Raw genomic sequence first — 25,074 nt, 5'->3', positions numbered from 1 at the left:
GGGTGGAGGCCCGTGCTGGGAGGACCGCCAGGGCCCGAACAGTGTCTTAAACCGGGCGGTTCTGCTGCTTGATGTACTGTTTCACGACGTTCAGCGGTGCTCCGCCCACTGAGCCTGCGAAGTACAAGCCCGACCACAGCTTGTTGGCCGGTAGTAGTGGCGTACGAGGTCGGGGAACTCCTGCCGCAGGCGGCGCGATGAGACGCCCTTGAGGCTGTTGACCAGCCGGGTCACGGCAACCTTGGGCGGATAGTTCACCAGTAGATGCACATGGTTGTTCTCGCCGTTGAACTCGACCAACTCGGCTTCGAAGTCGGCGCAGACCTTCCGCATGATCTGTATCCATCCGGGACAGGTGCCGGTCGCTGAACACCTTCGTGTCGGAACGAGGTCACGGAAACCAAGTGGATGTGTATTGCGAAAACACAATGTCTGCCAGTGCGAATGCCTTCGAGTTCATCCATCGACCAACACGATACATTCGTGATCGTGCAGCTTCGTTACCAATTCCGCGTCTATCCGACGCCCGGTCAGCGAATCGAGCTGACGAAGGCGTTCGGCTGCGCGCGGGTGGTGTTCAACGACGGGCTGCGGTTGCGTCAGCAGGCCCGTGAGCAAGGGCTTGCGTACGTCTCTGACGGGGAGTTGTCGCGCCGGATCATCACCGAGGCGAAGTTGACACCCGCTCGGGCGTGGCTTTGTGAGGTGTCGGCGGTGGTGTTGCAGCAGGCCCTCGCCGATCTGAACACCGCGTACCGCAACTTTTTCGCCTCGCTGTCGGGCAAGCGTAGGGGTCGGAAGGTCGCCCCGCCGAGGTTTCGGTCGCGTAAGGACAACCGGCAGGCCATCCGGTTCACGAGGAATTCCCGGTTCAAGATCTGCGATAACGGTCGGCTCAGGTTGCCGAAGATCGGCGACCTTGCGGTGCGCTGGTCCAGGGCGCTGCCCTGCGACCCGTCGTCGGTGACGATCATCAAGGATGCGGCCGGACGGTACTTCGCCTCGTTCGTCGTCACGACGCAGCCCGATGAGACGTTGCCGCCGGTCGAGCCTGAGGTGGGCATCGACCTGGGCTTAACCCACTTCGCCGTTCTGTCGGACGGCAGAAAGGTGGCCGCGCCGAAGTTCCTGCGCCGGGCCGCCCGCAAACTCAAACGGTTGCAGCAGGCCCTGTCCCGTAAGCAGAAGGGCTCGGCCAACCGCAGAAAGGCTGTCGTCAAGGTCGCACGGGCACATGGCCGGGTGGCCGACACCCGGCGGGACTGGCAGCACAAGCTGTCCACGAGGATAGTTCGCGACAACCAAGCGATCTATGTCGAGGACCTGTGCGTGGTCGGGCTCGGCCGGACCCGGCTGGCAAGATCCGTGCACGACGCGGGGTGGGCCAGCTTTATCGGCATGTTGGAGTACAAGGCCGCCCGGTACGGCCCCGCCCCGCCCGCCCGGGTCGGGTGCCAGCTCACACAGGATCCAGTACGGGGTACGTCAGCGGACGCTGCGGGCGAAGGCCCGAGCGGCCCAGATCACGGCCAGTACGGTGATCGCGCCGATGATCGTCAGCCCTTGCCAGACCGACGGGTCGCCGACGTTGCCGGCGAACAGGGCTCGGGCTCCGTCGACCGCCCAGGAGAACGGGTTCCAGTCGGCGACCCGCTGGAGCCAGGTGGGGGCGAAGGCCAGTGGCAGCAGGATGCCGGAGAGCAGCAGGATCGGCTGGGCCAGGGTGTTCATCAGTGGGGCGAGGGCGTCCTCGCTCTTGACCACGAGCGCGACGCCGTAGGAGACGGTCGCGGTCATCAACGCGATCAGAGCCAACAGCAGGTACGCCAGCAGCAGGTGGCCGAGTTGCACGCGCAGGCCGAGCACCAACGCCAGTACGGTGATGATCACGGCCTGGATCAGCAGGGAGACGACGTCCCGCAGGGACCGGCCGAGCAGCAGGGCGAACCGGCTGATCGGGGTGACCCGGGATCGTTCGATGATGCCGGCCCGGAGTTCGGCAATCAGGCCGAAGCCCTGGAACAGGCCACCGAAGATGGCCAGCAGTACGAGCAGCCCGGGGATGAAGATCCGGTACATCTCGGCGTCGGTGTTGGCCCCGAGCGGCGCAAGCGCCGGTTTGAGTAGGGGCGCGAAGAGCAGCAGGTACATCACCGGCTGGAAGACGCCGACGATGAGCCAGACGGGTTGACGGACCAGCAGCAGGGCCTGCCGCTGGAAGATCAGCCAGGTGTCGCGGAAGATTTTCATCGAGGTCTCCTGGTGTGCGCGGTGCTCAGGACTCGCGCAGCGAACGGCCGGTCTTGGTGAGGAACACGTCGTCGAGGCTGGGCCGGTGCAGCTCGATGGAGCGCAACGGGAGACCGGCACCGTCGAGCACCCGGAGGATCTGCGGGATCGCGGTGGCGCCCTCGTCGACGTAGAGGCGCAGGCCCCCCTCGTCGGGGGTCTCCAGCTTGGTCACGTAGTCCTGGCTGTCCAGTAGCTGGGCGGCCTGTGGGGTCGAGCCGTCGATGCCGACGAGCACCACGTCGCCGGAGATCTCCCGCTTGAGTTCGGCGGGCGTGCCCTCGGCCACGATCTCGCCGTGGTCCATGATGGCGATCCGGTCGCACAGCGCGTCGGCTTCGTCCAGGTAGTGCGTGGTGATGAAGACCGTCATGCCGTCCGCGCGGAGCCGACGGATCTCGTCCCACATGTGGGCCCGGCTCTGCGGGTCGAGGCCGGTGGTCGGCTCGTCCAGGAAAACGATCTTCGGCTGGTGGATGATGCCGAGCGCGATGTCCACCCGGCGGCGCTGACCACCGGAGTACGTCTTGCACTTGCGGTCGGCGTACTCGGTCAGTTGGAAGGCGGCCAGCGAGGCGACCGCCCGGCGCTGCGCCTCGGCCTTGCCGATGCCGTACATCCGGGCCTGGAGCACCAGCTCCTCGCGGGCGGTGGACTCGTCCCAGGTGCTGCCGCCCTGGGCGACGTAACCGATCCGGCGGCGCACCTCGGCCGGGTCGGTACGCAGGTTGGCACCGGCCACGATGGCCTCGCCGCCGTCCGGCTCGATGAGGGTGGCGAGCATGCGCAGTGTGGTGGTCTTGCCGGCGCCGTTGGGGCCGAGGAAGCCGAAGATCTCCCCCTCGGCCACGGTGAGGTCGACTCCGCGTACGGCGTCGACGGTCTTCTTCTCCTTGCCCTGGCGGGAGCGGAAGGACTTCCGCAACCCCCTGGTTTCGATCATTTTCTGCTCCTGGTCAGCCAGGGCCGACGACTTCCGCCGACCGTGATTCCCCCGAGACCACGCAAGGCAGGCGTCCGCCCCAACGCTCCCGCCGAGGCTAGTGCGATACCACCTTCTTAGTCAACGTTGACTATTGTCCCTGTTGGTCCTTCCACCCGTCCCAGCCCTCCTGCTGCACCAGCTCCGCTGGCAGGTACGGCACGCCCGACTCGATCAACCCGGCGATCCGCTCGCACCAGCTGATCTCCGCGTCGGCCCGGGCGCACCACAGCTCGAACATCCAGCCCACGTGCACCGGCTTGGACTTGCGGATCCAACCCGAGTCCAACGAGGCACGCATCGACTCGTTACCGGCTCGCAGCAGTCGGGCCCGGTTGCGTAGCGCTGCCGCCGCCTCCTCCCGGGGCAAGGCCGGCAGAAACGAGAACGCCGAGATGAACGGGTCGGGCTGCGAATGCAGCTGCCACCACTGATCCCGCAGCAGGGTCTCGAACTCGTCCGCCCCCTTGCTGGTGACCTCGTACGTGGTACGCGCCGGCCGGCCACCGACCTGTTCGGTGGCCACCTCCCGCAGCAACCCTTCAGCGGTCAACTTGCGTAGCGCGTGATAGATGGACCCGGGCTGGATGTTCGCCCACCGGTCGGCCCCCCAGCTGAGCAACTCACGCCGTACGTCGTAGCCGTGCACCGGCTGCATCCACTGGACCAGTCCGAGGATCATCATTCGGGTTGCTGACACGACGATCAGCGTAATAGCCAAAATTGACTAGCATCTGGCGGCCAGTGCAACATCCCACACCGCCGACCGATCAAGTTGATCAACGTGACCACTACACTCCCGGTCAGTAACTTCCAGGAGTCCCGCACTCACGAACCAGAGGTCACGAGCCAGCTAAGGGGAACAGCGTGCGCAAGGTACTCATCGCCAACCGGGGCGAAATCGCCGTCCGGGTCGTCCGTGCCTGCCGGGATGCCGGCCTGGGCAGTGTGGCCGTCTACGCCGACTCGGATCGCGACGCGCTGCACGCCACCATCGCCGACGAGGCGTACGCGTTGGGCGGCGACACCGCCGCCGAGACGTACCTGCGTATCGACAAGCTCCTCGACATCGCCAAGCGGTCCGATGCGGACGCCGTACACCCGGGTTACGGCTTCCTCTCGGAGAATGCCGACTTCGCGCAGGCCGTCATCGACGCGGGCCTGACCTGGATCGGCCCGACCCCGCAGGCGATCCGCGACCTCGGTGACAAGGTCACCGCCCGACACATCGCCCAGCGGGCCGGCGCACCCCTGGTGCCCGGCACCCCGGACCCGGTCGGTGGCCCCGACGAGGTGATGGCCTTCGCCGTCGACCACGGCCTGCCGGTCGCCATCAAGGCGGCGTTCGGCGGTGGCGGACGCGGGCTCAAGGTGGCCCGCACCATGGAGGAGATCCCGGCGCTGTTCGAGTCGGCCACCCGGGAGGCGGTCGCCGCCTTCGGTCGGGGCGAGTGCTTCGTCGAGCGCTACCTGGACCGGCCCCGGCACGTCGAGGCCCAGGTCCTGGCCGACCAGCACGGCAACGTGATCGTCGTCGGCACCCGAGACTGCTCGCTGCAACGCCGGCACCAGAAGCTGGTCGAGGAGGCACCCGCGCCGTTCCTGACCGAGGCGCAACGTGCCGCCATCCACGACAGCGCCAAGGCGATCTGCCGGGAGGCCGGCTACCACGGTGCCGGCACGGTCGAATACCTCGTCGGCGCGGACGGGACGATCTCCTTCCTGGAGGTCAACACCCGGTTGCAGGTGGAGCACCCGGTCACCGAGGAAACCGCCGGCATCGACCTGGTCCGCGAACAGTTCCGCATCGCCGACGGCGAGAAGCTGCGGCTGACCGAGGACCCGACGCCGCGCGGACACTCCATCGAGTTCCGGATCAACGGCGAGGACCCGGGCCGCAGTTTCCTGCCCGCGCCCGGCACCGTCACCGCATTGCGCCTGCCCACCGGCCCGGGGGTACGCGTCGACACCGGCATCTCGGCCGGCGACGTGATCGGCGGCAACTTCGACTCGCTGCTCGCCAAAGTGATCATCTCTGGGGAGACCCGGACCGAGGCTCTGGAACGTGCCCGGCGCGCCCTGGACGAGATGGTGGTCGAGGGGATGGCCACCGCACTGCCGTTCCACCGGCTGGTGGTCCGCGACCCGGCATTCACCGCCGAGCCGTTCGCCGTACACACCCGGTGGATCGAGACCGAGTTCGACAACACCGTGCCGCCGTTCACCGCCGCCGCCTCCGCCGACCCGGCAGGTGCACCGACGGCCCGCGAGACCATCGTGGTCGAGGTGGGCGGCAAACGGCTGGAGGTGACCCTGCCCGCCGGCATCGGCGCGAGTACGACCAGCGCCCCGGGTACCAGCGCCACCAGCAGCCGCCGTCCCGCCCGACGGGGTGCCGGCACGAAGGGCGGCGGCGGGGTCAGCAGCGACACGCTCACCTCGCCGATGCAGGGCACCATCGTCAAGATTGCGGTGGCCGACGGGGACATGGTCGCCGAGGGGGACCTGGTCGTGGTGCTCGAGGCGATGAAGATGGAGCAACCGCTGAACGCCCATCGCAGCGGTGTGGTCAGTGGCCTCTCCGCCGAGGTGGGTGCGGTGATCACCGCTGGTTCGGCGATCTGCACCATCACCCCGCCACCGGCCTGAGGTCGTACTCGGGAGGTTTTTCGCGGTGTCTCGATCGAAGATCTCCCGGCGGACCTGATGGGCGCATCCCGCAACTGGCTCGCCGGTGGGATCTCCCGGCGGGCCTGCTGGCGAAACTTCCGGCGGGCCTGCTGGCGGATCTCCCAGCGGGCCTGCTGACAGATCTTCCAGCGGGCATGATGGCCGGGTGCGGTTCCTTTCTGGCGCGGCCCCCGCGCACGACCTGACGTACGACGATGTCTTCATGGCCCCGGTCCGGTCCAACGTCGGATCACGGCTCGATGTCGATCTTTCTACCGTCGACGGGACCGGCACCACGATTCCCATCGTGGTCGCCAACATGACGGCGGTGGCCGGGCGGCGGATGGCCGAGACCGTAGCCCGGCGCGGCGGGATCGCCGTCCTGCCCCAGGACATTCCGATCGAGGTGGTGGCACAGGTCGTCGCCTGGGTGAAACAACGTCACCTGGTGCACGACACCGCGATCACGCTCGGCCCGCACGAGACCGTCGGCGACGCGATCCACCTGCTCCCCAAACGGGCACACGGCGCGGTGATGGTGGTCGATGCCGACGAACGGCCGATCGGGGTGGTCACCGAGGCAGACTGCGAAGGCGTCGATCGCTTCACCCAGCTACACCAGGTGATGTCCACCGAGCTACACACCGTACCGGCGGAAGCCGATCCGCGCGCCGGGTTCGACGTACTGTCCCAGGGGCGGCGGCGTCTCGCGCCGGTGGTCGACGGCGACGGGCGACTGGTCGGCGTACTGACCCGGCAGGGCGCGCTCCGGGCCACCCTCTACCGGCCGGCGGTGGACGCCAAGGGCCGGCTACGGGTCGCCGCCGCGATCGGCATCAACGGTGACGTGGCGGGAAAGGCCGCCGCGCTGATCGAGGCCGGAATAGACACCCTGGTCGTGGACACCGCACACGGCCACCAGGAACGGATGCTCACCGCCCTGCGGGCAGTACGGGCGCTCGACCCACCGGTACCGGTCGCCGCCGGCAACGTCGTCACCGCCGACGGGGTGCGGGACCTCGTCGAGGCGGGCGCGGACATCGTCAAGGTCGGGGTCGGCCCCGGGGCGATGTGCACCACCCGGATGATGACCGGCGTCGGCCGACCGCAGTTCTCGGCCGTACTCGACTGTGCCGATGCCGCCACCCAACTCGGTCGGCACGTGTGGGCGGACGGCGGCATCCGTCACCCCCGGGATGTCGCCCTGGCACTGGCGGCCGGCGCGTCCAACGTGATGATCGGTTCCTGGTTCGCCGGCACCTACGAGTCCCCCGGTGACCTCTACACCGACGTCGACGGGCGACGGTACAAGGAAAGCTTCGGGATGGCGTCGTCGCGCGCGGTCAGCGCCCGTACCGGCGAGGACAGCCTGTTCGAGCAGGCCCGCAAGGCGGTCTTCGAGGAGGGCATCTCGACGGCCCGGATGTTCCTCGACCCGCACCGCCCAGGAGTCGAGGACCTGATCGACGAAATCGTCGCGGGGGTACGTAGCGCGTGCACGTACGCCGGGGCGGCCAACCTGATCGAGTTCCACGCACGGGCCCTGGTCGGAGTGCAGAGCCGGGCCGGGTACGCCGAGGGAATGCCGCTGCCGACAAGCTGGTGACGGGGTTTTGGTGTTAGGAAGGGCCCCTTCTTATCGCATTTTGCATAGGAAGGGGCCCTTCCTAACACCGCACCCCCTCACACCTCAGACCGCGAAGAGGCCCTGGAGGACGACTCGGCCGGCGGCCTCGGGATCCGTACCCACCACGTCGTCCGGGAGTGCGCCGGCCAGCCAGAGTGTGGCGAAGCCGTGCACGATGGACCAGGCGGACAGCCCGGCGAACCGGGCGTCCAGTCCGCTGGGCGCGGCGGGCAGCGTGGCAACGCCAGCGCCGAGCGCCTCGCCGGCCCGGCGCTGGGCAGCAACGAGTTCGGCATCGTCGCTGCGATGGAGGTCCGGGCGGAACATCACCTCGAAGTGGGCCCGATGTTCGATGGCGAACCGGAGGTAGGCCACCCCGGTTTCCAGCAGGCTGCCGGTCTCCCGGGTCACTCGGGACAGGTCGTCGGCGAGGGTGTTGAACCCTTCGGCGGCCAGTGCGGTGAGTAGCCCGGCCTTGTCCCCGAAGTGGTGGGCTGGGGCGGCGTGCGAGACGCCCGCGCGGCGGGCCAGGTCGCGCAGGCTCAGCGCCGTGGGGCCGTGCTCCCCAACTGCTTCGACCGCCGCCGCCAGCAACGCCCGCCGCAGGTCGCCATGGTGGTACGTCCGACCGACGGAACTCTCTCCTGTCATGCCGACAGCATATCTTGCCATTGACAAGATGACACCTGTCGGGGCAGTCTTGTCACTGACAAGATCGTGCTTTCTGATTGGAGTTTCCGTGGCCCCCCTGATCGCCCTGATCGTCGGCTTCGCCATCGCCCGCATCACCGGCCTGCTCGGCGTGGACGCCCTCGACAACTGGCTGCCCGCCCTACGGGTCGGCCTCGCCCTGATGTTCACCCTCACCGGCGTCGTCCACTTCGTCGGCACCCGGCGTACGGAAATGATCGCAATGGTGCCGCCCGCCCTACCTCGACCGGAACTGCTGGTGACCATCACCGGCGTACTGGAGCTCGCCGGGGCGGTCGGCCTGCTGATCCCGGCCACCGCACCGTGGACGGCCGGCGCCCTGGCCCTGCTGATGCTCGCCATGTTCCCGGCGAACGTCTCCGCCGCCCGGCGCAAGCTGACCGTGGACGGCCGGCCGGCAACACCGCTGGTGCCCCGCACCGCGCTCCAGGTCGTCTTCGTCGGGGCGGCACTCGCTATTTCGTTTGGCTCCTAATGATTAGGGAGCTAACATATCGCCCATGGATCCGCGGCACGACCTACACAACGCACCACTCGGTCGGCTCGTCGCCGTAGCCGGGCACCTGATGTCGCAGCAGTGGCATCGTTACCTGGCCGAGCACCACGGGCTCACTCCGGCCGGCATGGTCGCCTTGCTCACCCTCGCCGAGCACGGAAATCTGCCGCACCACGAGGTGGCCACCCGATGCTTCGTACGCCCGGCGACCCTCACCGGCATCGTCGACACGCTTGCCCGGGACGGACTGGTCGAACGACAGCGGAGCGAGACCGATCGTCGTACCGTACGACTGGCCCTCACACCAGCTGGGACGGATCGAATCCAGGCGCTGCTCGCGGTCATCCACAGAAACCCACCACTCACGTCGGTCGACACCGACCCGGCGAAGGCGGCCGTGATCCGCGAGTTCCTACTTGAACTGATCAAGACGACGTCCAACGGGGAGAACGACAAATGAGCTTAGCCATCGGGCCAGGAGGACAGGCCAGACAGCGCCCGAAGCACGGTAAATCGGGCGACAAGTCGCCGCACTGCTGCGACGCTGGCATCCCGACGTACGCGCGCGACTTCGGAGGTCCCCGGTGCTGACCCGACTGCTCCGCACCCACCTACGGCCCTACAGCGGTGCACTGACCGCTGTGGTGCTGCTCCAACTCGTCGGCACCATCGCCTCGCTCTACCTACCGAGTCTCAACGCCGACATCATCGACCAGGGCATCGCCCGCGGCGACACCGGCTACATCCTCCGTATCGGCGGATGGATGCTCCTGGTCAGCGGGCTCCAGATCGCCTGTTCGATCGTCGCGGTCTACCTGGGTGCCCGGGTTGCCATGGGCTTCGGGCGGGACCTCCGATCGTTGATCTTCCGTCGGGTGCTGAGCTTCTCGACCCGCGAAGTGGCCCAGTTCGGTGCCCCCTCGCTGATCACCCGTAACACCAACGACGTGCAACAGGTGCAGATGCTCGTACTGATGAGCTGCACCATGCTGGTGGCGGCACCGATCATGTGCATCGGCGGCGTGATCATGGCGCTCCGGGAAGACGTCGGCCTCTCCTGGCTGATGCTGGTCAGCGTGCCTGTGTTGGCCCTGGCCATCGGTTCGATCGTCCGCCAGATGGTGCCGCAGTTCCGGCTCATGCAGACCCGGATCGACACCGTCAACCGAGTGCTCCGCGAACAGATCACCGGCATCCGGGTGGTCCGGGCGTTCGTCCGCGAGCCACACGAGACCGAACGCTTCGATACGGCCAACACCGAGCTGACCGCCACCGCCCTGCGTACCGGTCGGTTGATGGCGTTGATCTTCCCGATCGTGATGCTGGTGCTCAACCTCTCCAGCGTCGCCGTGCTGTGGTTCGGCGCAGGACGGATCGACGCTGGCGAGATCCAGGTCGGCGCGCTGACCGCCTTCCTGAGTTACCTGATGCAGATCCTGATGTCGGTCATGATGGCCACCTTCATGACGATGATGGTGCCCCGGGCAGCAGTCTGCGCCGAACGGATCGTCGAAGTGCTCGACACCGAGTCGTCCGTGCTCCCGCCGCAGGCTCCCATCGCCGAGGTCGGTCTACACGGCGACCTGGAGCTCCGCGAGGTGCGGTTCCAGTACCCGGGGGCGGTAGCACCCGTGCTCCGCGACATCTCCTTCCATGCCGAGGCGGGCAGGACAACCGCGATCATCGGCAGCACCGGGGCCGGCAAGACGACGCTGCTGTCCCTGGTTCCCCGACTGTTCGACACAACCGCCGGATCCGTAACCGTGGACGGGGTGGACGTCCGCGACCTGGACCCCGATCTGCTGTGGAGCCGGATCGGGCTGGTGCCACAACGGCCGTACCTGTTCTCCGGCACGGTGGCCAGCAACCTGCGCTACGGCAACCCGGCCGCCACCGACGAGGAACTGTGGGCGGCGTTGGAGGTCGCCCAGGCCCGGGACTTCGTCGAGGCGATGCCGGAAGGGCTTGACGCCCCGATCGCCCAGGGCGGCACCAATGTCTCCGGTGGTCAGCGGCAACGGCTGGCGATCGCCCGAGCCCTGGTCCGCCGCCCGGAGATCTACCTGTTCGACGACTCGTTCTCCGCGCTCGACCTGGGCACCGACGCTCGGCTACGGGCGGCACTACGCCCGATCACCGCCGACGCCGCCGTGGTCATCGTGGCCCAGCGGGTCTCCACGATCATGGATGCCGATCAGATCCTCGTCCTCGACGATGGTGCGATCGTCGGACGCGGACGACACGACGAACTCCTCGACACCTGTCCGACGTACGCGGAGATCGTGGCATCCCAGCTCACCTCGGCGGTGCCGGCATGAGCAAGCAGACGACTGAGGACGGCATGAGCGGCGGACAGACGCAGGAGCAGACCCCCGAGTCGGGTACGGCCGAGAGCACACCCAAGCGACTACCGGCCGGCGGGCGGGGCGGTGCACCACACTGGCAGGCCGGCATGCCCGGCGAGAAGTCGATGAACTTCGTCCCGTCCGCCAAACGACTACTGGGCCGGCTCCGCCCGTACCGAATCCACCTGCTGGGGATCGTCACGCTGGCCGTGATCAGCGTGGCCTTCACTGTCATCGGGCCGAAGATCCTCGGTAGGGCCACTGACCTGATTTTCGCCGGGATCATCGGCAAGCAGCTACCCGAGGGAACGACCCTCGACCAGGCGGTCGCACAGGCTCGGGCGGCGGGCAACGACACCTTCGCCGACATGCTGGCGAACATGGACGTCGTACCCGGCGTCGGAATCGACTTCACCCGCCTGGGGCAGGTCCTGGCGCTGGCACTGGTCCTCTTCGTCGCCGCCAGCCTGCTCTCCTGGTGGCAGTTCTACCTGCTCAACGACGTGGTGCAGCGGGCGATCCTGCGGCTGCGCGCCGACGTCGAGGAGAAACTGCACCGGCTGCCGCTGCCCTACTTCGACAAACAACCTCGGGGTGAGCTGCTCAGCCGGGTCACCAACGACATCGACAACGTCGCCCAGAGTCTGCAACAGACGTTGAGTCAGCTGCTCACCGCGCTCCTCAGCGTCGTCGGCGTACTCACGATGATGTTCATCATCTCGCCGCTGCTCGCGGTGATCGCGCTGGTCGCGGTACCGCTGTCGGTGCTGGTGACAAAGCAGATCGCCGGGCGTTCGCAGCGCCAGTTCATCGCGCAGTGGCAGCACACCGGGGCGCTCAACGGTCAGATCGAGGAGGCGTTCACCGGGCACGAGCTGGTCAAGGTCTTCGGCCGGCAGCGGGAGATCGAAGCCGCCTTCGGCGACAAGAACGACGAACTGTTCAAGGCCAGCTTCGGTGCCCAGTTCATCTCCGGCATCATCATGCCGTCGATGATGTTCATCGGAAACCTGAGCTACGTGGCTATCGCGGTGGTCGGCGGCCTGCGGGTGGCATCCGGGGCGATGAGCCTCGGCGACGTCCAGGCGTTCATCCAGTACTCCCGGCAGTTCACCCAGCCGCTGACCCAGGTCGCGTCGATGGCTAACCTGCTGCAGTCCGGGGTCGCCTCGGCGGAGCGGGTCTTCGCCGTACTCGATGCGCCGGAGCAGAGCCCGGAGCCGGCCGAACCGGCCCGGGTCACCAACCCGCACGGCCGGGTCGAGTTCGAGCAGGTCTCCTTCCGGTACGAGCCCGACAAGCCATTGATCGAGGACCTGTCCCTGGTCGCCGAGCCGGGGCACACGGTGGCGATCGTCGGGCCGACCGGGGCGGGCAAGACCACCCTGGTCAACCTGATCATGCGGTTCTACGAGTTGGACGCCGGACGGATCACCCTCGACGGGGTCGACATCACCACCATGCGTCGGGACGAGCTGCGCGGCGAGATCGGCATGGTCCTCCAGGACACCTGGCTCTTCGGCGGCACGATCCGGGACAACATCGCGTACGGGAACCCGGGCGCCAGCGAGGAGGAGATCGTCGCCGCGGCGAAGGCGACCTTCGTCGACCGGTTCGTCCGTAGCCTGCCCGACGGCTACGACACCGTCATCGACGAGGAGGGCAGCAACGTCAGCGCCGGAGAGAAGCAGCTCATCACGATCGCGCGGGCGTTCCTGTCCGACCCGTCGCTGCTGATCCTGGACGAGGCGACGAGTTCGGTGGACACCCGTACCGAGGTGTTGTTGCAACATGCGATGGCCGCGCTGCGGGCCGACCGGACCAGCTTCGTGATCGCCCATCGACTGTCGACCATCCGGGACGCGGACCTGATCCTGGTGATGGAGAGTGGTCGAATCGTGGAGCAGGGTACGCACAGCGAACTGCTCGCCGCCGAGGGTGCCTACCACCGGCTCTACCACGCGCAGTTCACACAACCGGTGGCCGAGGCTGGCGACGCCGAACCGGACATGGTCGGCGTGGGCGCCGCGACCGGTACCGGCGCCCCGACCGGTACGTTGCGCCCCCGGTCGCCAGTCGGGTAGTAGCGGCTGCCAGTCGCCGGTCGGATCGCGGCGGTGGCGTGCTTTTGGGTGTTAGGAAGGGCCCCTTCTTATGCAAAAAGCGATAAGAAGGGGCCCTTCCTTACCTCGCAGCCACTCCTGCGGTGATCAGGCGGAGCGCGTCGGCGGTGGCCATCAAGTCGAGACACCGGCCGTCCCGTAGCCGGAGCGAGACCCGATTCTCGGCGACCTCCCGCGCACCGAGTACGGCCACGTACGGCACCTTGCGGTGGACCGCCTCGCGAATTCGGGCACCGACCGAACCATCCAATATCGAACGGGCCCGCAGTCCAACCGCCACACAGTCCCGGGCAAAGCTTTCCGCCGCAGCGGCCTGGTCCGGGCTGATCGGAAGCACCCGTACCTGCTCCGGGGCGTACCAGGCGGGGAAGGCCCCGGCGTGCACCTCGATCAGGTACGCGAAGAGCCGCTCCATGCTGCCGATCAGGCTGCGGTGCACCATCACCGGACGACGTCGCGACCCGTCCGACGCCACATAGGTCAGGTCGAACTTCTCCGGTTTGTCGAAGTCGAGCTGAATGGTGGAGAGGGTGAACTCCCGTCCAGCCGCATCTTGGACCTGGATATCGATCTTCGGCCCGTAGAAGGCCGCCTCACCTTCGGCCTCGATATAGGGCACCCCGGCCAGCGCCGACCGGAGCAGGTCCTCGGCCTGCCGCCACATCTCGTCGTCGCCCAGGTACTTCTCACCTGGACCGCGCAGCGACAGCCGGAAGCCGGCCGGTCGTACGCCCAGCGCCGCGTGCGCCTCCCGGATCAGGTCGAGGATCTCGGCGACCTCCTGCCCGACCTGCTCGAGGGTGCAGAAGTTGTGCGCATCATTGAGCGAGATGGCCCGTACCCGGCTGAGTCCGCCGAGCACTCCGGAGCGCTCCGACCGGTACATCCCGCCCAGTTCGCCGATCCGCAACGGCAACTCCCGGTAGGACCGGCCCCGGGCCCGGTAGACCAGGGCGTGGTGTGGGCAGAGCGCCGGCCGCAGCACGAACTCGTCGTCCGCGGAGAGCCGCATGACCGGGAACATGTCGTCGGCGAAGTAGCCCAGGTGGCCGGAGAGCTCGAACAGCTCTCGCTTACCCAGCGGCGGCGAATAGACGTGCTGGTAGCCGGCCCGGCGTTCCAGCTCCCGGACGTACTCCTCGACGGCGTGCCGGGCCGCCGCGCCGGCCGGCAGCCAGATCGGCAGGCCGGCCCCGGACAACGGGTCGGCGTGGAACAACTCAAGCTCGCGACCGAGCTTGCGGTGGTCGACCATGTCGGTCTCCTCGATCGGGTACGACCCGTCGGCGCGTACCGGCGGGTCGTGACCGCTCAGGAATTCCCGTACCCGGAAACGACGAAGTCCCGGGGCGGAGAGCCCCGGGGCGGTCGTGACGGTGGTCGCGTCAGCGTGGCACGCCGGGGTGTCCCGGCGTCGTCGTCATGGCCGCGCTACGCATGCCGCCACGCTACGCCCGCCCGCTGCGGGACGCACCCGTATTTCCGCTGGGGGTGTTAGGAAGGGCCCCTTCCTATGCAAAAAGCGATAAGAAGGGGCCCTTCCTAACAGCTGGTGGGGGTCGCCGGCACGGGACCTGCCGGCGACCCCAAACGGCGTCCCGGCACGTCAGCACCGGGGGGAACCTGAGGTGCCGGGGGCGCGCCCCGACAACGGTACGCCGGGCGCTGCGCGTCGGCACATTCGTTCCCGCCGCCAATCGGTCACGTCCACCCGGCGAACCCCGAAGACCGGTCGCGCCGACCTGCTGATCGATGAGTACATCGGCCGCGGGGAGCTACGCTCGTCATGACCCTGGCCTGCGGTGGCGTGTCCGATCTCACCCCTGGTGCCGCCTGGCGGCATCGGGTTGGATCCGCCGGTCAGGCTGGAGGCCCCCGCCCAGACCAAACCGACCTTCGAGGTGACCAGCGTGGCCGAGTTCCTCACGGACATGACGTCACCGTTTTGGATATATCTGGTACTGATCGGCCTGTTGGCTATTGACGTGTTCATCCCGATCGTGCCGACCCAGGCGCTGATGATCACGGGCGGCGCGTTGACCGTCTACGGCGGCTTGAGCCTGCCGCTGACCATCGTCATGGGGGCATTCGGCGTCTTCACCGGCGACCTGGCTGGCTACCTGCTCGGGCGGCGGGGGCACCGCCGCCGGCAAGCCCGGGCCGGGCGGCGGCGGGTGTGGAACCGGGCTCGGCCGCCCCAGCTCGGTCGTGGCAAACGGGCACAGAACCGGACTCGACCGCCCCAGTCCGGTCGTAGCCGGCGGGCGCAGGACCGGGCCCGGCAACTGGCCAGCCGGTACGGCCACCACCTGCGCCAGCCTGGCCTGCTGGTCGTTCTGCTCTGCCGGTTCGTGCCGGGCGGCCGGATGCTCGTCTGCTACCAGGCAGGCCGAGGTAGCTACCCGTACCGCCGATTCCTGACGTACGAGGCGATGGCGGCACTCGGCTGGGCCGCGTACGGCGGGCTCGTCGGCCATCTCGGCGGTTCGGCGCTGGCCGGGGACGGCTGGCTGCTGGCGGGTATCGCCGGGTTGGCGGCGGCCGTCTTCGCCGCTGGTGGCTGGGCTCTGGCGTTGGTCGCCGGCCGCCGACAGCCAGCGGTCACGCCAATGACTACCACCGCCTCGACAGCGACGCCGATGACTACCGCCGCGCCGTTGGCTACCGCTGTTTCGGCGGTCACCCCGACTCCCGCGACGACCACGGCCATCCCCGCTGCTGTGGCAGCTGAAATGACTCCAGCTGCCACAGCAGGTGCGGTCACTCCAGTTCGTGCAGCATCAGCTGCCGGGCCGCCTCCGTGATCGAACCGGAGAGCGAGGGGTAGATCGTGATGGTGTGCGCGAGCTGATCCACGGTCAGGTGGTTCTCCACCGCCATCGTGATCGGCAGAATCAGCTCACTGGCCTTCGGTGCCACCACCACGCCGCCGATGACCTGGCCGCTGGCGGGTCGGCAGAACAGCTTGACGAACCCGTCGGAGAGGTCGTCCATCTTCGCCCGCGCGTTGCCGGCGAGCGGAAGCATCACCTGTCGGGCCGGGGTACGCCCGGAGTCGACCTCGTCCTGCGAGACGCCGACGGTGGCGAGTTCCGGGTTGGTGAAGACGTTGGCGGCAACGGTACGCAGCCGCAGCGGCGAGACGGCCTCGCCCAGGGCGTGCCACATGGCGATCCGGCCCTGCATGGCGGCGACGCTGGCCAGGGGCAGTACGCCGGTGCAGTCACCGGCGGCGTAGACGCCCGGAACGTTGGTCCGGGAGACCCGGTCCACGGTCACGTAGCCGCCGGGCGCCACGGCGACGCCGTACTCGGCCAGACCCAGTCCGGCGGTGTTGGGCACCGACCCGACCGCCATCAGGGCGTGTGAGCCGTACACCACCCGGCCGTCGGAGAGGGTCACCTCCACCCCGTCCTCGGTACGGCGGACCGCGTCGGCGCGGGAGTTGTTGAGGATGGACATGCCCCGGTTGCGGAACACCTGCTCGATCGCCATCGCCGCGTCGGCGTCCTCGTGTGGCATGACCCGGTCCCGGCTGGAGACCAGGGTCACCTCCACGCCCATGGCGAGGTAGGAGCTGGCGAACTCGGCCCCGGTGACGCCGGAACCGATCACGATCAGCCGCTCGGGCAACTCCGGCAGGTCGTACACCTGCCGCCAGGTCAGGATGCGTTCCCCGTCGGGTACGGCGGTGGGCAGCACCCGGGGGGTCGCGCCGGTCGCGATCAGCACCGTGGAGGCGTCGATCTCGTACTCGGAGTCACCGTCGGCCGGGGTAACGATCACCCGGTGCAAGTGACCGAGCGTGTCCTCGCCGAGCCGGGCATGCCCGTGGACGAAGGTGACTCCAGCCTTGATCAACTTCGCCTGGATGTCGGACGACTGGGCCAACGCGAGCCGTTTGACCCGCTGATGTACAGCCGCCGCGTCGACGGTCACCGCCTCCAGGCCGTCGGAGAGGACACCGAACTCATCCGTGTCGCGGTACCCGGTCACCACCTCTGAACTGGCGATGAAGGTCTTCGATGGCACACAGTCGGAGAGGACACAGGCTCCGCCCGCGCCATCGGCCTCGACCACGGTGACTTCGGCGTCCAACTGGGCGGCGACGAGCGCAGCCTCGTAGCCGGCCGGCCCCCCGCCGATGATCACAATCCGGCTCACCGCGTCCGCCCTTCGTCAATGCTCACAGTGACTTTCTTCTCTCCGGCTCATCCGACACGCACCGTCGTATTCTCCACTACCCACCTGCCAAGCTATCGTCATCGCTGTGCGTCACTACGCCGCGTACGGCTCAAACCTTGATCCCTCCCGGATGCGGGCATATTGTCCGCATTCTCCGCTCGTCGGCACTGGCTGGCTCGAAGGCTGGCGCCTGACCTTCGCTGGTGAGGGGGTGCTCGGGTGGGAGGGTGCCGTCACCACCATCGTCGAGTCCCCCGGCGACCGCGTGTTCGTCGCGCTCTACGACGTACATGCCTGGGACGCCGCCCAACTCGACGAGATCGAGGGGGTGGACGCCGGCACCTACCGCAAGCTGCACCTGCGGGTCAGCACCCTGGATGGCGACGTCACCGCCTGGGTCTACGTCTTCGCTGGATACGAGGGCGGCATGCCGACCGCGTGGTACCTCTCGGAGATCGCCAACGCGGCGGAGAAGGCCGGTGCGCCCGACGACTACGTGGCGGACCTGCGCTCCCGTCCCACCAAGACCGCCTCCGCATAACCCCGCCCGAGCCAGGATCGGGGAGCAACTCCCCGGGCCGAACAAAAGGCTGCCCGGCCGGTGCCGCGAAGGGCCGGACCGGGCAGCAGGATCAGCGGTACGGGTCAGCGGGCCGCCGCGACCGTCCGCTCGAACATGTCCGCCTCGTAGGTCGGGGCCATCCCCACCGACCGGTACAACCGGGCCGCCTCCGTCGGGTTACTCAGGTCCACCCCAAGCCCGGCGTAGTCGCGTCCCTTGGCAGCGTAGGCGGCGAACGCCTGCCCGAGCAGTGCCCGGCCGACCCCCCGGTGCCGGTGCTCCCGCAGCACCGCCAGGTTCTTGACCCAGCCCTCGTTCTGGTCCAGTGCCTGGTCCGCTGACTGGAGAATGCCCACCGGCTCGTCCTGTACGACGGCCACGAACCACTCGTCCCAGGCGACGCTGGGCAGGCTGGCGATCTGCTCCCGCCACTGCTCGTAGGAGAGCGGGACGTAGTCCAGGGTGTCCCGGAAGGCAGTGTCGAGGACGCGGTGGAACTCGCGCATGTCAGCATCGTCAGTCGCCCGGACCGGCCGAATCAGCACGTCCTGCGGTGACGGCGGCGGTACGGCCGGCACCCCGGCCAGCGACCGGCGCATCCGGGCGTACCGCTTGACGAAGCTGAATCCGGCGGCTTGCAGGGTGGCGATCCAACGTTCCTCGTTCGGGATCGCGCCGGACCGCACGGTCATCTCGGCGTAGCCGAACTCGGCGGCGCGCTCCGCGACCCGGGCCAGTTGGCGGGCCAGCAGCGGCGCCTGGGCCGGAATGCCCTTCTCCGGGTGCACGTAGACCTCGACGAAGTCCCGGCGCGACCGGGCCGGGTTCTCCAGGTAGGCCCAGCCCACCACGGCACCGTCCGGATCGAGCGCCAGCCAGGAGTCGTACGCCGGGTCGACGTTCGGCGCGGTCAGCGCCTCCCGTACGTCCTCGGGGCTGAAGTCGGGTTGTCCGACCGAGGCGATGTCGCTGGCGTGCACCACCGCCAGGATCACCGGAATGTCATCGAGAGTAGGCCGACGCGTGGTCCAGCCGTCCGGGAGGTTCACGTCTGGCATTGAATCGCCCGCCGATACGCGCTGTCGCCCGGTTTTCCGCCGGCCGCCGCCGATGAGCGGGCCGATCCGGGTAACCGGTATCGGTTAGCTGGCAAGGATCAAATGCCCCACCGCATGGATTCAGGCTCCACGGATTCCTCAGCGTTCAGCGGCTGCATCATCAGCGTTGAGCGGCTGCATCATCAGCGTCCAGTGCCTCGACGGCCGCCTCGATCTCCCCGGCCCGCCGCCGTGCGGCAACGGCATCCCGCTCCGCCGCCTTCCGGGCCAACCGATTTCGACCGATCTCGGCCTCAGCCGCCGCGCGCTGTCGTTCCAGGTCGGCCAGGGCTCCCTCGATCTCCGTCAGCCGGCCGGTGCTCTCCTGTACCGCCGTCACCGCCTCGGCCAGAGTTTTCTCCGCCCGCTCCTGCTCCCGCTGGGCCCGGGTCAGCTCCTTCGACAACGCCCGTCGCTGCCGGGCTCGCTCGGCCCGCTCCCGGGCCGCCTGAGCCTCCCGCTCCCGGGCCGCCCGCTCTCGACCCGGCTGAGCCCGACCGGGCTGAGCCCGACCGGTCCGGTCCTCCGTGGCCGTCCGAGTCCGATCGGCCTGCTCCCCGGCCAGTCGGGCGCTCGTCGGCGGGATGGTGGTCTCCACCTCGACCGTACCGACACCGGCGGGCTCTGCCCCCGCTCCCCCGGTCAGTAGCCGCAACTGTGGTCTGGGCACCTCGCCGAACCCGGCGTAGCTCGCCGCACGGATCAGCCGGCCGGAACGTACCCGCTCGGCCACCTCGGCGTCGGCGAGCGCCGCGGTGAGTGTCGCCTCCACCTCGGCCAGCGGCAGCTTCCCGGTCGGCGTACCGCCGGTCGCCTCGGTGGCGAGGGCCCGGGTCTCGGCGACGAGGGCGGCCACCGCGTCCCGGCGCTGGGCGGACAGCTCCCGCAGCCGGGCCCCACGCAGCTCACGCTGGGCTGCCCGGAGCGCGGCGGAGAGTTCGACGAACTCCGTCACCAACTCGGGCCGACGCAACGCCAGCAGGTTCACCAGCCAGGCCGCCACGGTCGGCTTGCGCAGTTTTGCGACCTCCCGCGCCCCCGCCTGGTCGCCGGCGGCCCGACGCGCGGCCACGGCCTCGTCCCGGGCGGCCACGAAACCGTCCGGATGCCCGGCATAGAGCGCGTCGATCAGCCCCTGATCCACGTCAACCATTCCGCCCACCGACCCGCTCCCGCCGGCAGCCTGCTCAGCGGACGCTCGCTCCGGGTTCGAGCCGGGCGTACTCGCAGCCGGAAAGTTGACTCATGTTGGCGTCGGTGACGGTGTAACCGGCGTGGCTGAGCAACGCGTCGTGCAGCGCGAAGGCCCGCCGCGGCGCGATCGCCCGAACGAAGGCGATGGACTCCGCGAGCTTGAGCCACGGCGCGGAGACCGGCACGAAGAGAGTGTCGATCTGCACGTCGTCCGGCACGTCGAACGAGTCGCCCGGGTGGTATACGGAGTCGTTGATGACGAACCCCAGGTTGGGCACCCGGGGCAGATCAGGGTGAATCTCGGCGTGCAGTCCCCCGTACGCCCGAACCGGAATGCCGGCGGCGGTGAATGTGTCCCCCGACTCGACCGCGGTGACCACCCCCCGCAACCCCTCCAGTTTGGACACCACCGTCGGATGCGTATGGACGGTCACCGCCGGTCGCTTGCCGAGCAGGTCGGCGAGCTTGTCCACATCAAGGTGGTCGAAGTGCTCATGCGTGATCAGCACCGCGTCCACCCCGTCCAGGGCCGCCGGCTCGGCGAACGCCCCGGGATCGATGACCAGCACGCCGCCGTCGTGCTCTACCCGTACACAGGAGTGGCTGTATTTGGTCAATCGCATCGTGACCCCCTGAATGCCGAATCGTGATGTCCCATGCGCAGTCTGCCGGAACCGGTACGGCGTCGCGGCACGTCTCACGGAACACTGCGCCATTGACTACCCGGTACGGGAGGGGACATGAACAGGATGGATCGGCGAAGGCTGGCCACGATCATGGGTACGCTGGCGCTCGCAGCCACCCTGGTGACCACTGGTTGTAGCGCCGAACCGAGCCGGGACTCCGCCGAGACCAGCGGGGCGGCCCCGGCAGCCGCCGGGGTCGATCAGCAGGGCGGGCAACAGGTCGCGCCCGGTACTGCGGAAAAACCGGGCCAGCAGGACACCACCGCAGCCAAGGCAGACCTGCGGGTCGACCAGCGGACGATCATCTACACCGGCTCGATCACCGTACGCGTCGAGAACATCGACGAGGCCGGTGCCCGCGCCGCCACGATCGCCACCACGGCGGGCGGCTTCGTCGGCGGAGACGAGCGCACCAGCAACACCTCCTCCTCGCGGGCGAAACTCAACCTGCGGGTACCGGCGGCAAAGTTCGCGGCGGTCGTGGACGAGCTGGCCACACTGGGCCGACAGGAACGCCGGAACATCGAGACCCAGGACGTCACCGAGGAGACCCTGGACCTCGATGCCCGGCTCGCCACCCAGCGGGCCCGGGTGGAGAGCGGGCGGCGACTTCTCAGCCAGGCCAAGAGCCTCAGTGACCTGGTGATGCTGGAGAGTGAGTTGGCCAAACGAGAGGCCGATCTGGCCGCGTTGGAGGCCAAGAAGCGCCGGCTGGCCGACCTGACCGCACTCTCCACCATCGACGTGACGCTGCTCGGCCCGAAGGCAGAGCAGGAGGACGACGAGCCGCAGACCGGTTTCCTCGCCGGCCTGAAGGGGGGCTGGGCCGCGCTCGTGGCCTCTGTGGGGGTCCTGCTGACCGTGCTGGGTGCGGTGCTGCCGTGGCTCGTCGTACTCGGTGTGCCGGTGGTCGGGGTCATCTGGCTGGTTCGCCGAGGGCAGCGACGGCGGCGGACGGCGGTCACCGTGCCGGCGCTCGCCCCGGCGGCACCCGGCGCACCGGCGACACCAACCGCCGCACCCGTCGCACCGGCGATACCAACGGCGGCACCAGCGCCATCGACCAACAAGGACTGACGGCCGCCGGCCCGAACCGTCATCCCGCTCCGCTGTCCGGCCGGCCGGAGCCGCCGGCCGGACAGCGGAGAGCACTTGATCGACTCATCGTGACGGGTGGATCTCACACGGTAAGGTGCCAACGGCAGGGACCGGTCGGCACGGGGCGACGACCTCCCGCACCCGACATTGACGCCGAGGATCCGGTGAGACCACGTGAACGAGATCATCGACAGCATCGTCGCGACCGCCGCCACCACCCTGACATCGGCAATGGTGACCGATCTCTGGACGGACGTACGCCTGCGGATTGGGCAGATCTTCGGCCGGGGTGACACCGCAGACGCCACTCGGACCATGAGTGACCTGACCGATTCCCACCGGCAACTCCAGGCCGCCCCGGCGGACCAGCAGGCCGAGGTCGCCCACGACCTACGCAGCGAATGGCGCGGGGCGATCCGTAACCTGGTCGGCCGGCACCCGGAAGCGCTCGACGAGTTGCGCCAGTTCGTGGCCGACTTCTCCGGGCCGGTCTCGACCGCCGCCCAGATCGGGCAGCAGATCACCCTCCGAGACCAGGCGAAGGCCAACATCGCCGGTCGGGATCAGATCAACTTCTTCGGACCGGCGGAGCACCAGTGACCGACGGCGGCTCCGAACCACCACTGGAAGACCCGACCCCCCTCGACCGGCCACCGATTCCCGAACAGCGGGTCGACGCGTACGACCAGTCACACGTCTCGGTCGCGGCCCGCGACGTGCTCAACCTCTACGCGAGCGCTCCGGCGGCCACCGAACGGGCGAGCCGAATCTCCGTCGACCCACCGTTTGGCCGGCTGGACCGTCCGCTGCGAGGACGCCGACACCTGGTCCAGGAGATCCTGCCGCCGCTGGACGGCACCCCGGTCACCGCCCCGGCCGTGCACGTGCTGCACGGACTGGGTGGGTGCGGCAAGAGCCAGGTAGCGCTGGAGATCGCCCGACAGGCCCGGGACTCGGGCCTGCTGGTCTGGTGGGTGCCGGCGGTAGGGCCAGCCCAGATCAGCGCCGCGATGCGGGAGATAGCCGGGCGGCTGGGTGCCTCCGCCGCCGAACTGGACCTGATCTGGTCCGGCAAGGCCAGGTCGCCGATGGACATGGTGTGGGACCTGCTCGACCAGTCCGGCCAGCCGTGGCTGCTGGTCTTTGACAACGCCGACGACCCGGCACTGCTCGCCCCGGTCGACGGGCAGGTGGTCAATGGCAACGGGTGGCTTCGCGCCCCCACCAACCAGCACGGGTCGGCGATCGTCACCACCCGGGAGGGCAACGAGGAAACCTGGGGTCGCTGGATCGTCCGGCACCCGGTCCGGACCCTGTCCGACGATGACGCCGCCCGCGTCCTGCTCGACTTCGCCACCCCCCGCGCCGGGAGCCTGGCCCAGGCCCGGGCCCTCGGTGCCCGGCTGGGCGGGCTGCCACTCGCCCTGCGGGGCGCGGGTTCCTACCTGAAGTCGGCCAGCCGGGGCCCGGCGCTGCGGGGCAGCACGGCGATCCGCACCTTCGACGAATACCGGGTGGCGCTGGACCGCCGGTTCGCCAACCCGTTCGTTGCAACCGTCGGCCCAGACCTGGGCGAGCCGTTACGCCTGGAAGAGCTGGTACGACAGGCCTGGGAACTCTCCCTCGACCTGCTCGCCGGGCGGGGCATGCCGTACGCCCGGCAGTTGCTCTGCCTGCTCGCCTGCCTGGCGGAGGCCCCGATCCCGTACGCCGCACTGCTGGCGCCCGACCGGCTCGCCCGGTCGGCGCTGTTTCCGAAGCTCGACGAGGACCGACTACCGCAGGTGCTCGACGCCCTCGCCGACCTCGCTCTGCTCGACCGGACCATGATCGACGACGTGGACGAGCCGGCCTTCGCCCACGCGCTGAGCCTGCACCCGCTGGTCCGGCACATCACCCGAAACCTCCCCGAGGTGATCGAACGCGAACCGGAATACCACCTGCTCATCATGGATCTGCTGGCCGGTGTCGCCGCCGACCTCGACCCGGACGAGCCGGAGTGCTGGCATCGGTGGGGCGTACTGGCCCCGCAGTGCGGCGGACCGATCATCGACTATCTGGCCACCGGCAACAGCCGGCCCCGGGCACCGGAGACCACCGCACTGGCCCTGACGGTGGCCCGGCTCACCGCCCGCTACCTGCTGGCGGTGAGCCTGCCCCGGCAGGCTGCGACATTCCTGGACAGCTGCCTGGACAACATCCGGGACCTCGACGTCGACGAGTTCACCATGCTCGCGCTGCGCCACGAGCGGGCCCGTGCCGACCTGGAACAGGGTTTCCTCTCGGCGGCCGAACGGCAACTCCGCGAGGTGATCGTGGCCCGGGAACGGCTACTCGGGTCGGAGCACACCGACACGCTGGCCAGTCGACACAAGCTCGCCCGGTCCATCATGGAACAGGGCCGCTGGGTCGAGGCGGAGCGCGAACTGCGGGTGATCCTCGCCGGCGAGCAGCGGGCGCGCGGCACCAACCATCCGGACACCCTCGTGGTACGGCACAGCCTCTCCAGAGCACTGCTCTCCCAGGGGCGCATCAGGGAGGCTGAGGAGGAACTTCAAGCCATCCTGCGGATCCGCCACCGTCTCGGACAGCCGGACCATCCCGAGACGCTCGCCGTGCGACAGAGCCTGGCCCGGGTGCTGCTGGCCCGGGGCAAGGACGCCCGGGCCCGCGAGGAGCTGCGCAACATCCTCGAGGTCGCCGCCCGTACCGGCCAGGGCCACCGCTCGGAGATCCTCACCATCCGGGAGATCCTCGCCCACGCCCTGCTCTCCGAGGGCAGAAATGCGGAGGCTGCCGACGAACTACGCCGACTCGCCGACGACCGGCGCCGGGTGCTCGGCGACGCCCATCCGGACACTCGCCGAACGTTGGAGGAGCTGATGATGCACGGCGCGACGGCCGACCCTGTTGCCGGTCCTGGGGCTGCCCGCCCCACACCCGAGCCCGGCTCCGAACTGCGGCCCTGACCGCAGGTCCGCTCACCGCTCCCCGCGTGGCGGGAGATAG

20 protein-coding genes and 2 pseudogenes are annotated in these 25,074 nt (G+C 68.9%); 12 read left to right on the top strand and 10 right to left on the bottom strand.

Annotated elements, in window-relative coordinates; all coding sequences use genetic code 11:
- Positions 1-46 precede the first annotated feature (46 nt).
- Positions 47-464, bottom strand: a pseudogene (gene tnpA / locus ACWDV4_RS03635) (IS200/IS605 family transposase).
- Here tnpA and ACWDV4_RS03630 point away from each other — a divergent pair.
- Positions 409-1,368, top strand: a pseudogene (locus tag ACWDV4_RS03630) (RNA-guided endonuclease InsQ/TnpB family protein); the annotation flags it as partial. The pseudogenes tnpA and ACWDV4_RS03630 sit on opposite strands and share 56 nt — an antisense overlap.
- A gap of 117 nt (positions 1,369-1,485) precedes the next feature.
- Here the strand turns inward: ACWDV4_RS03630 and ACWDV4_RS03625 are convergent.
- From ACWDV4_RS03625 to ACWDV4_RS03615, 3 genes are all read right to left on the bottom strand, one after another.
- Entirely contained in the window at positions 1,486-2,250 is a 765-nt protein-coding gene (locus tag ACWDV4_RS03625) for an ABC transporter permease (protein WP_449974567.1), read from the bottom strand.
- A gap of 25 nt (positions 2,251-2,275) precedes the next feature.
- On the bottom strand, positions 2,276-3,232 hold the full coding sequence (locus tag ACWDV4_RS03620; RefSeq protein WP_449974566.1) for an ATP-binding cassette domain-containing protein: 957 nt from the start codon (positions 3,230-3,232) through the stop codon (positions 2,276-2,278).
- A gap of 130 nt (positions 3,233-3,362) precedes the next feature.
- On the bottom strand, positions 3,363-3,956 hold the full coding sequence (locus ACWDV4_RS03615; protein WP_449974685.1) for a PadR family transcriptional regulator: 594 nt from the start codon (positions 3,954-3,956) through the stop codon (positions 3,363-3,365).
- A 182-nt stretch (positions 3,957-4,138) separates the two neighbouring features.
- Here ACWDV4_RS03615 and ACWDV4_RS03610 point away from each other — a divergent pair, with 182 nt between their 5' ends.
- Together ACWDV4_RS03610 and ACWDV4_RS03605 are read left to right on the top strand one after the other, a co-directional pair.
- Positions 4,139-5,920 carry an ATP-binding protein gene (locus ACWDV4_RS03610; protein WP_449974565.1) on the top strand — a complete coding sequence of 594 codons (1,782 nt, stop codon included), beginning with the start codon at positions 4,139-4,141 and terminating at the stop codon, positions 5,918-5,920.
- Positions 5,921-6,107: 187 nt separating this feature from the next.
- A complete protein-coding gene (locus tag ACWDV4_RS03605) occupies positions 6,108-7,547 on the top strand; it encodes a GuaB1 family IMP dehydrogenase-related protein (RefSeq protein ID WP_449974564.1) in 1,440 nt (479 codons plus the stop codon).
- An 84-nt stretch (positions 7,548-7,631) separates the two neighbouring features.
- Here the strand turns inward: ACWDV4_RS03605 and ACWDV4_RS03600 are convergent, their stop codons facing one another.
- A complete protein-coding gene (locus ACWDV4_RS03600) occupies positions 7,632-8,219 on the bottom strand; it encodes a TetR/AcrR family transcriptional regulator (RefSeq protein WP_449974563.1) in 588 nt (195 codons plus the stop codon).
- A gap of 88 nt (positions 8,220-8,307) precedes the next feature.
- Here ACWDV4_RS03600 and ACWDV4_RS03595 point away from each other — a divergent pair, with 88 nt between their 5' ends.
- The 4 genes from ACWDV4_RS03595 to ACWDV4_RS03580 all read left to right on the top strand — a co-directional run bounded on the left by ACWDV4_RS03595 (position 8,308) and on the right by ACWDV4_RS03580 (position 13,204).
- On the top strand, positions 8,308-8,754 hold the full coding sequence (locus tag ACWDV4_RS03595; RefSeq protein ID WP_449974562.1) for a DoxX family protein: 447 nt from the start codon (positions 8,308-8,310) through the stop codon (positions 8,752-8,754).
- A 25-nt stretch (positions 8,755-8,779) separates the two neighbouring features.
- A complete protein-coding gene (locus ACWDV4_RS03590; RefSeq protein ID WP_449974560.1) occupies positions 8,780-9,235 on the top strand; it encodes a MarR family winged helix-turn-helix transcriptional regulator in 456 nt (151 codons plus the stop codon).
- A 124-nt stretch (positions 9,236-9,359) separates the two neighbouring features.
- Positions 9,360-11,093 carry an ABC transporter ATP-binding protein gene (locus ACWDV4_RS03585; protein ID WP_449974559.1) on the top strand — a complete coding sequence of 578 codons (1,734 nt, stop codon included), beginning with the start codon at positions 9,360-9,362 and terminating at the stop codon, positions 11,091-11,093.
- Positions 11,094-11,116: 23 nt separating this feature from the next.
- Positions 11,117-13,204, top strand: a complete 2,088-nt coding sequence (locus ACWDV4_RS03580) for an ABC transporter ATP-binding protein (protein WP_449974684.1) — start codon at positions 11,117-11,119, stop codon at positions 13,202-13,204.
- A 100-nt stretch (positions 13,205-13,304) separates the two neighbouring features.
- Here ACWDV4_RS03580 and thrS read toward each other — a convergent pair whose 3' ends face one another.
- Entirely contained in the window at positions 13,305-14,513 is a 1,209-nt protein-coding gene (gene thrS, locus ACWDV4_RS03575; protein ID WP_449974682.1) for a threonine--tRNA ligase, read from the bottom strand.
- Positions 14,514-15,045: 532 nt separating this feature from the next.
- Here thrS and ACWDV4_RS03570 point away from each other — a divergent pair.
- Positions 15,046-16,047, top strand: a complete 1,002-nt coding sequence (locus tag ACWDV4_RS03570) for a DedA family protein (protein WP_449974558.1) — start codon at positions 15,046-15,048, stop codon at positions 16,045-16,047.
- Here ACWDV4_RS03570 and ACWDV4_RS03565 read toward each other — a convergent pair.
- Positions 16,004-17,407, bottom strand: coding sequence for an NAD(P)H-quinone dehydrogenase (locus ACWDV4_RS03565; protein ID WP_449974557.1), 1,404 nt, complete (start codon positions 17,405-17,407; stop codon positions 16,004-16,006). The two genes, ACWDV4_RS03570 and ACWDV4_RS03565, sit on opposite strands and share 44 nt — an antisense overlap.
- 106 nt (positions 17,408-17,513) lie before the next feature.
- On the opposite strand from ACWDV4_RS03565, the gene ACWDV4_RS03560 reads away from it, so the two are divergent.
- Positions 17,514-17,969 carry a gamma-glutamylcyclotransferase gene (locus ACWDV4_RS03560; RefSeq protein ID WP_449974556.1) on the top strand — a complete coding sequence of 152 codons (456 nt, stop codon included), beginning with the start codon at positions 17,514-17,516 and terminating at the stop codon, positions 17,967-17,969.
- Between the two features lie 104 nt (positions 17,970-18,073).
- Here the strand turns inward: ACWDV4_RS03560 and ACWDV4_RS03555 are convergent, their stop codons facing one another.
- The 3 genes from ACWDV4_RS03555 to ACWDV4_RS03545 form a co-directional block, all read right to left on the bottom strand.
- Positions 18,074-19,048, bottom strand: a complete 975-nt coding sequence (locus tag ACWDV4_RS03555; protein ID WP_449974554.1) for an N-acetyltransferase family protein — start codon at positions 19,046-19,048, stop codon at positions 18,074-18,076.
- 160 nt (positions 19,049-19,208) lie between these two features.
- Entirely contained in the window at positions 19,209-20,240 is a 1,032-nt protein-coding gene (locus ACWDV4_RS03550; RefSeq protein WP_449974553.1) for a hypothetical protein, read from the bottom strand.
- Positions 20,241-20,274: 34 nt separating this feature from the next.
- Positions 20,275-20,904: an MBL fold metallo-hydrolase gene (locus ACWDV4_RS03545; RefSeq protein WP_449974551.1), complete on the bottom strand. Its 630-nt coding sequence runs from the start codon at positions 20,902-20,904 to the stop codon at positions 20,275-20,277.
- A gap of 117 nt (positions 20,905-21,021) precedes the next feature.
- Here ACWDV4_RS03545 and ACWDV4_RS03540 point away from each other — a divergent pair, with 117 nt between their 5' ends.
- The 3 genes from ACWDV4_RS03540 (at position 21,022) to ACWDV4_RS03530 (ending at position 25,034) form a co-directional block, all read left to right on the top strand.
- Positions 21,022-22,044 carry a DUF4349 domain-containing protein gene (locus ACWDV4_RS03540; RefSeq protein ID WP_449974550.1) on the top strand — a complete coding sequence of 341 codons (1,023 nt, stop codon included), beginning with the start codon at positions 21,022-21,024 and terminating at the stop codon, positions 22,042-22,044.
- A 195-nt stretch (positions 22,045-22,239) separates the two neighbouring features.
- Positions 22,240-22,665 (top strand): hypothetical protein, encoded by a 426-nt coding sequence (locus ACWDV4_RS03535; RefSeq protein ID WP_449974549.1) that lies wholly within the window; start codon positions 22,240-22,242, stop codon positions 22,663-22,665.
- Entirely contained in the window at positions 22,662-25,034 is a 2,373-nt protein-coding gene (locus tag ACWDV4_RS03530) for a tetratricopeptide repeat protein (protein WP_449974548.1), read from the top strand. The genes ACWDV4_RS03535 and ACWDV4_RS03530 overlap by 4 nt, the downstream gene beginning before the upstream one ends.
- Positions 25,035-25,074 lie beyond the last annotated feature (40 nt).

It is taken from the genome of Micromonospora sp. NPDC003197, assembly GCF_053590565.1.
Note: the sequence above shows the minus strand (reverse complement) of the source record. Positions and strands in the feature narration are given on the sequence as shown.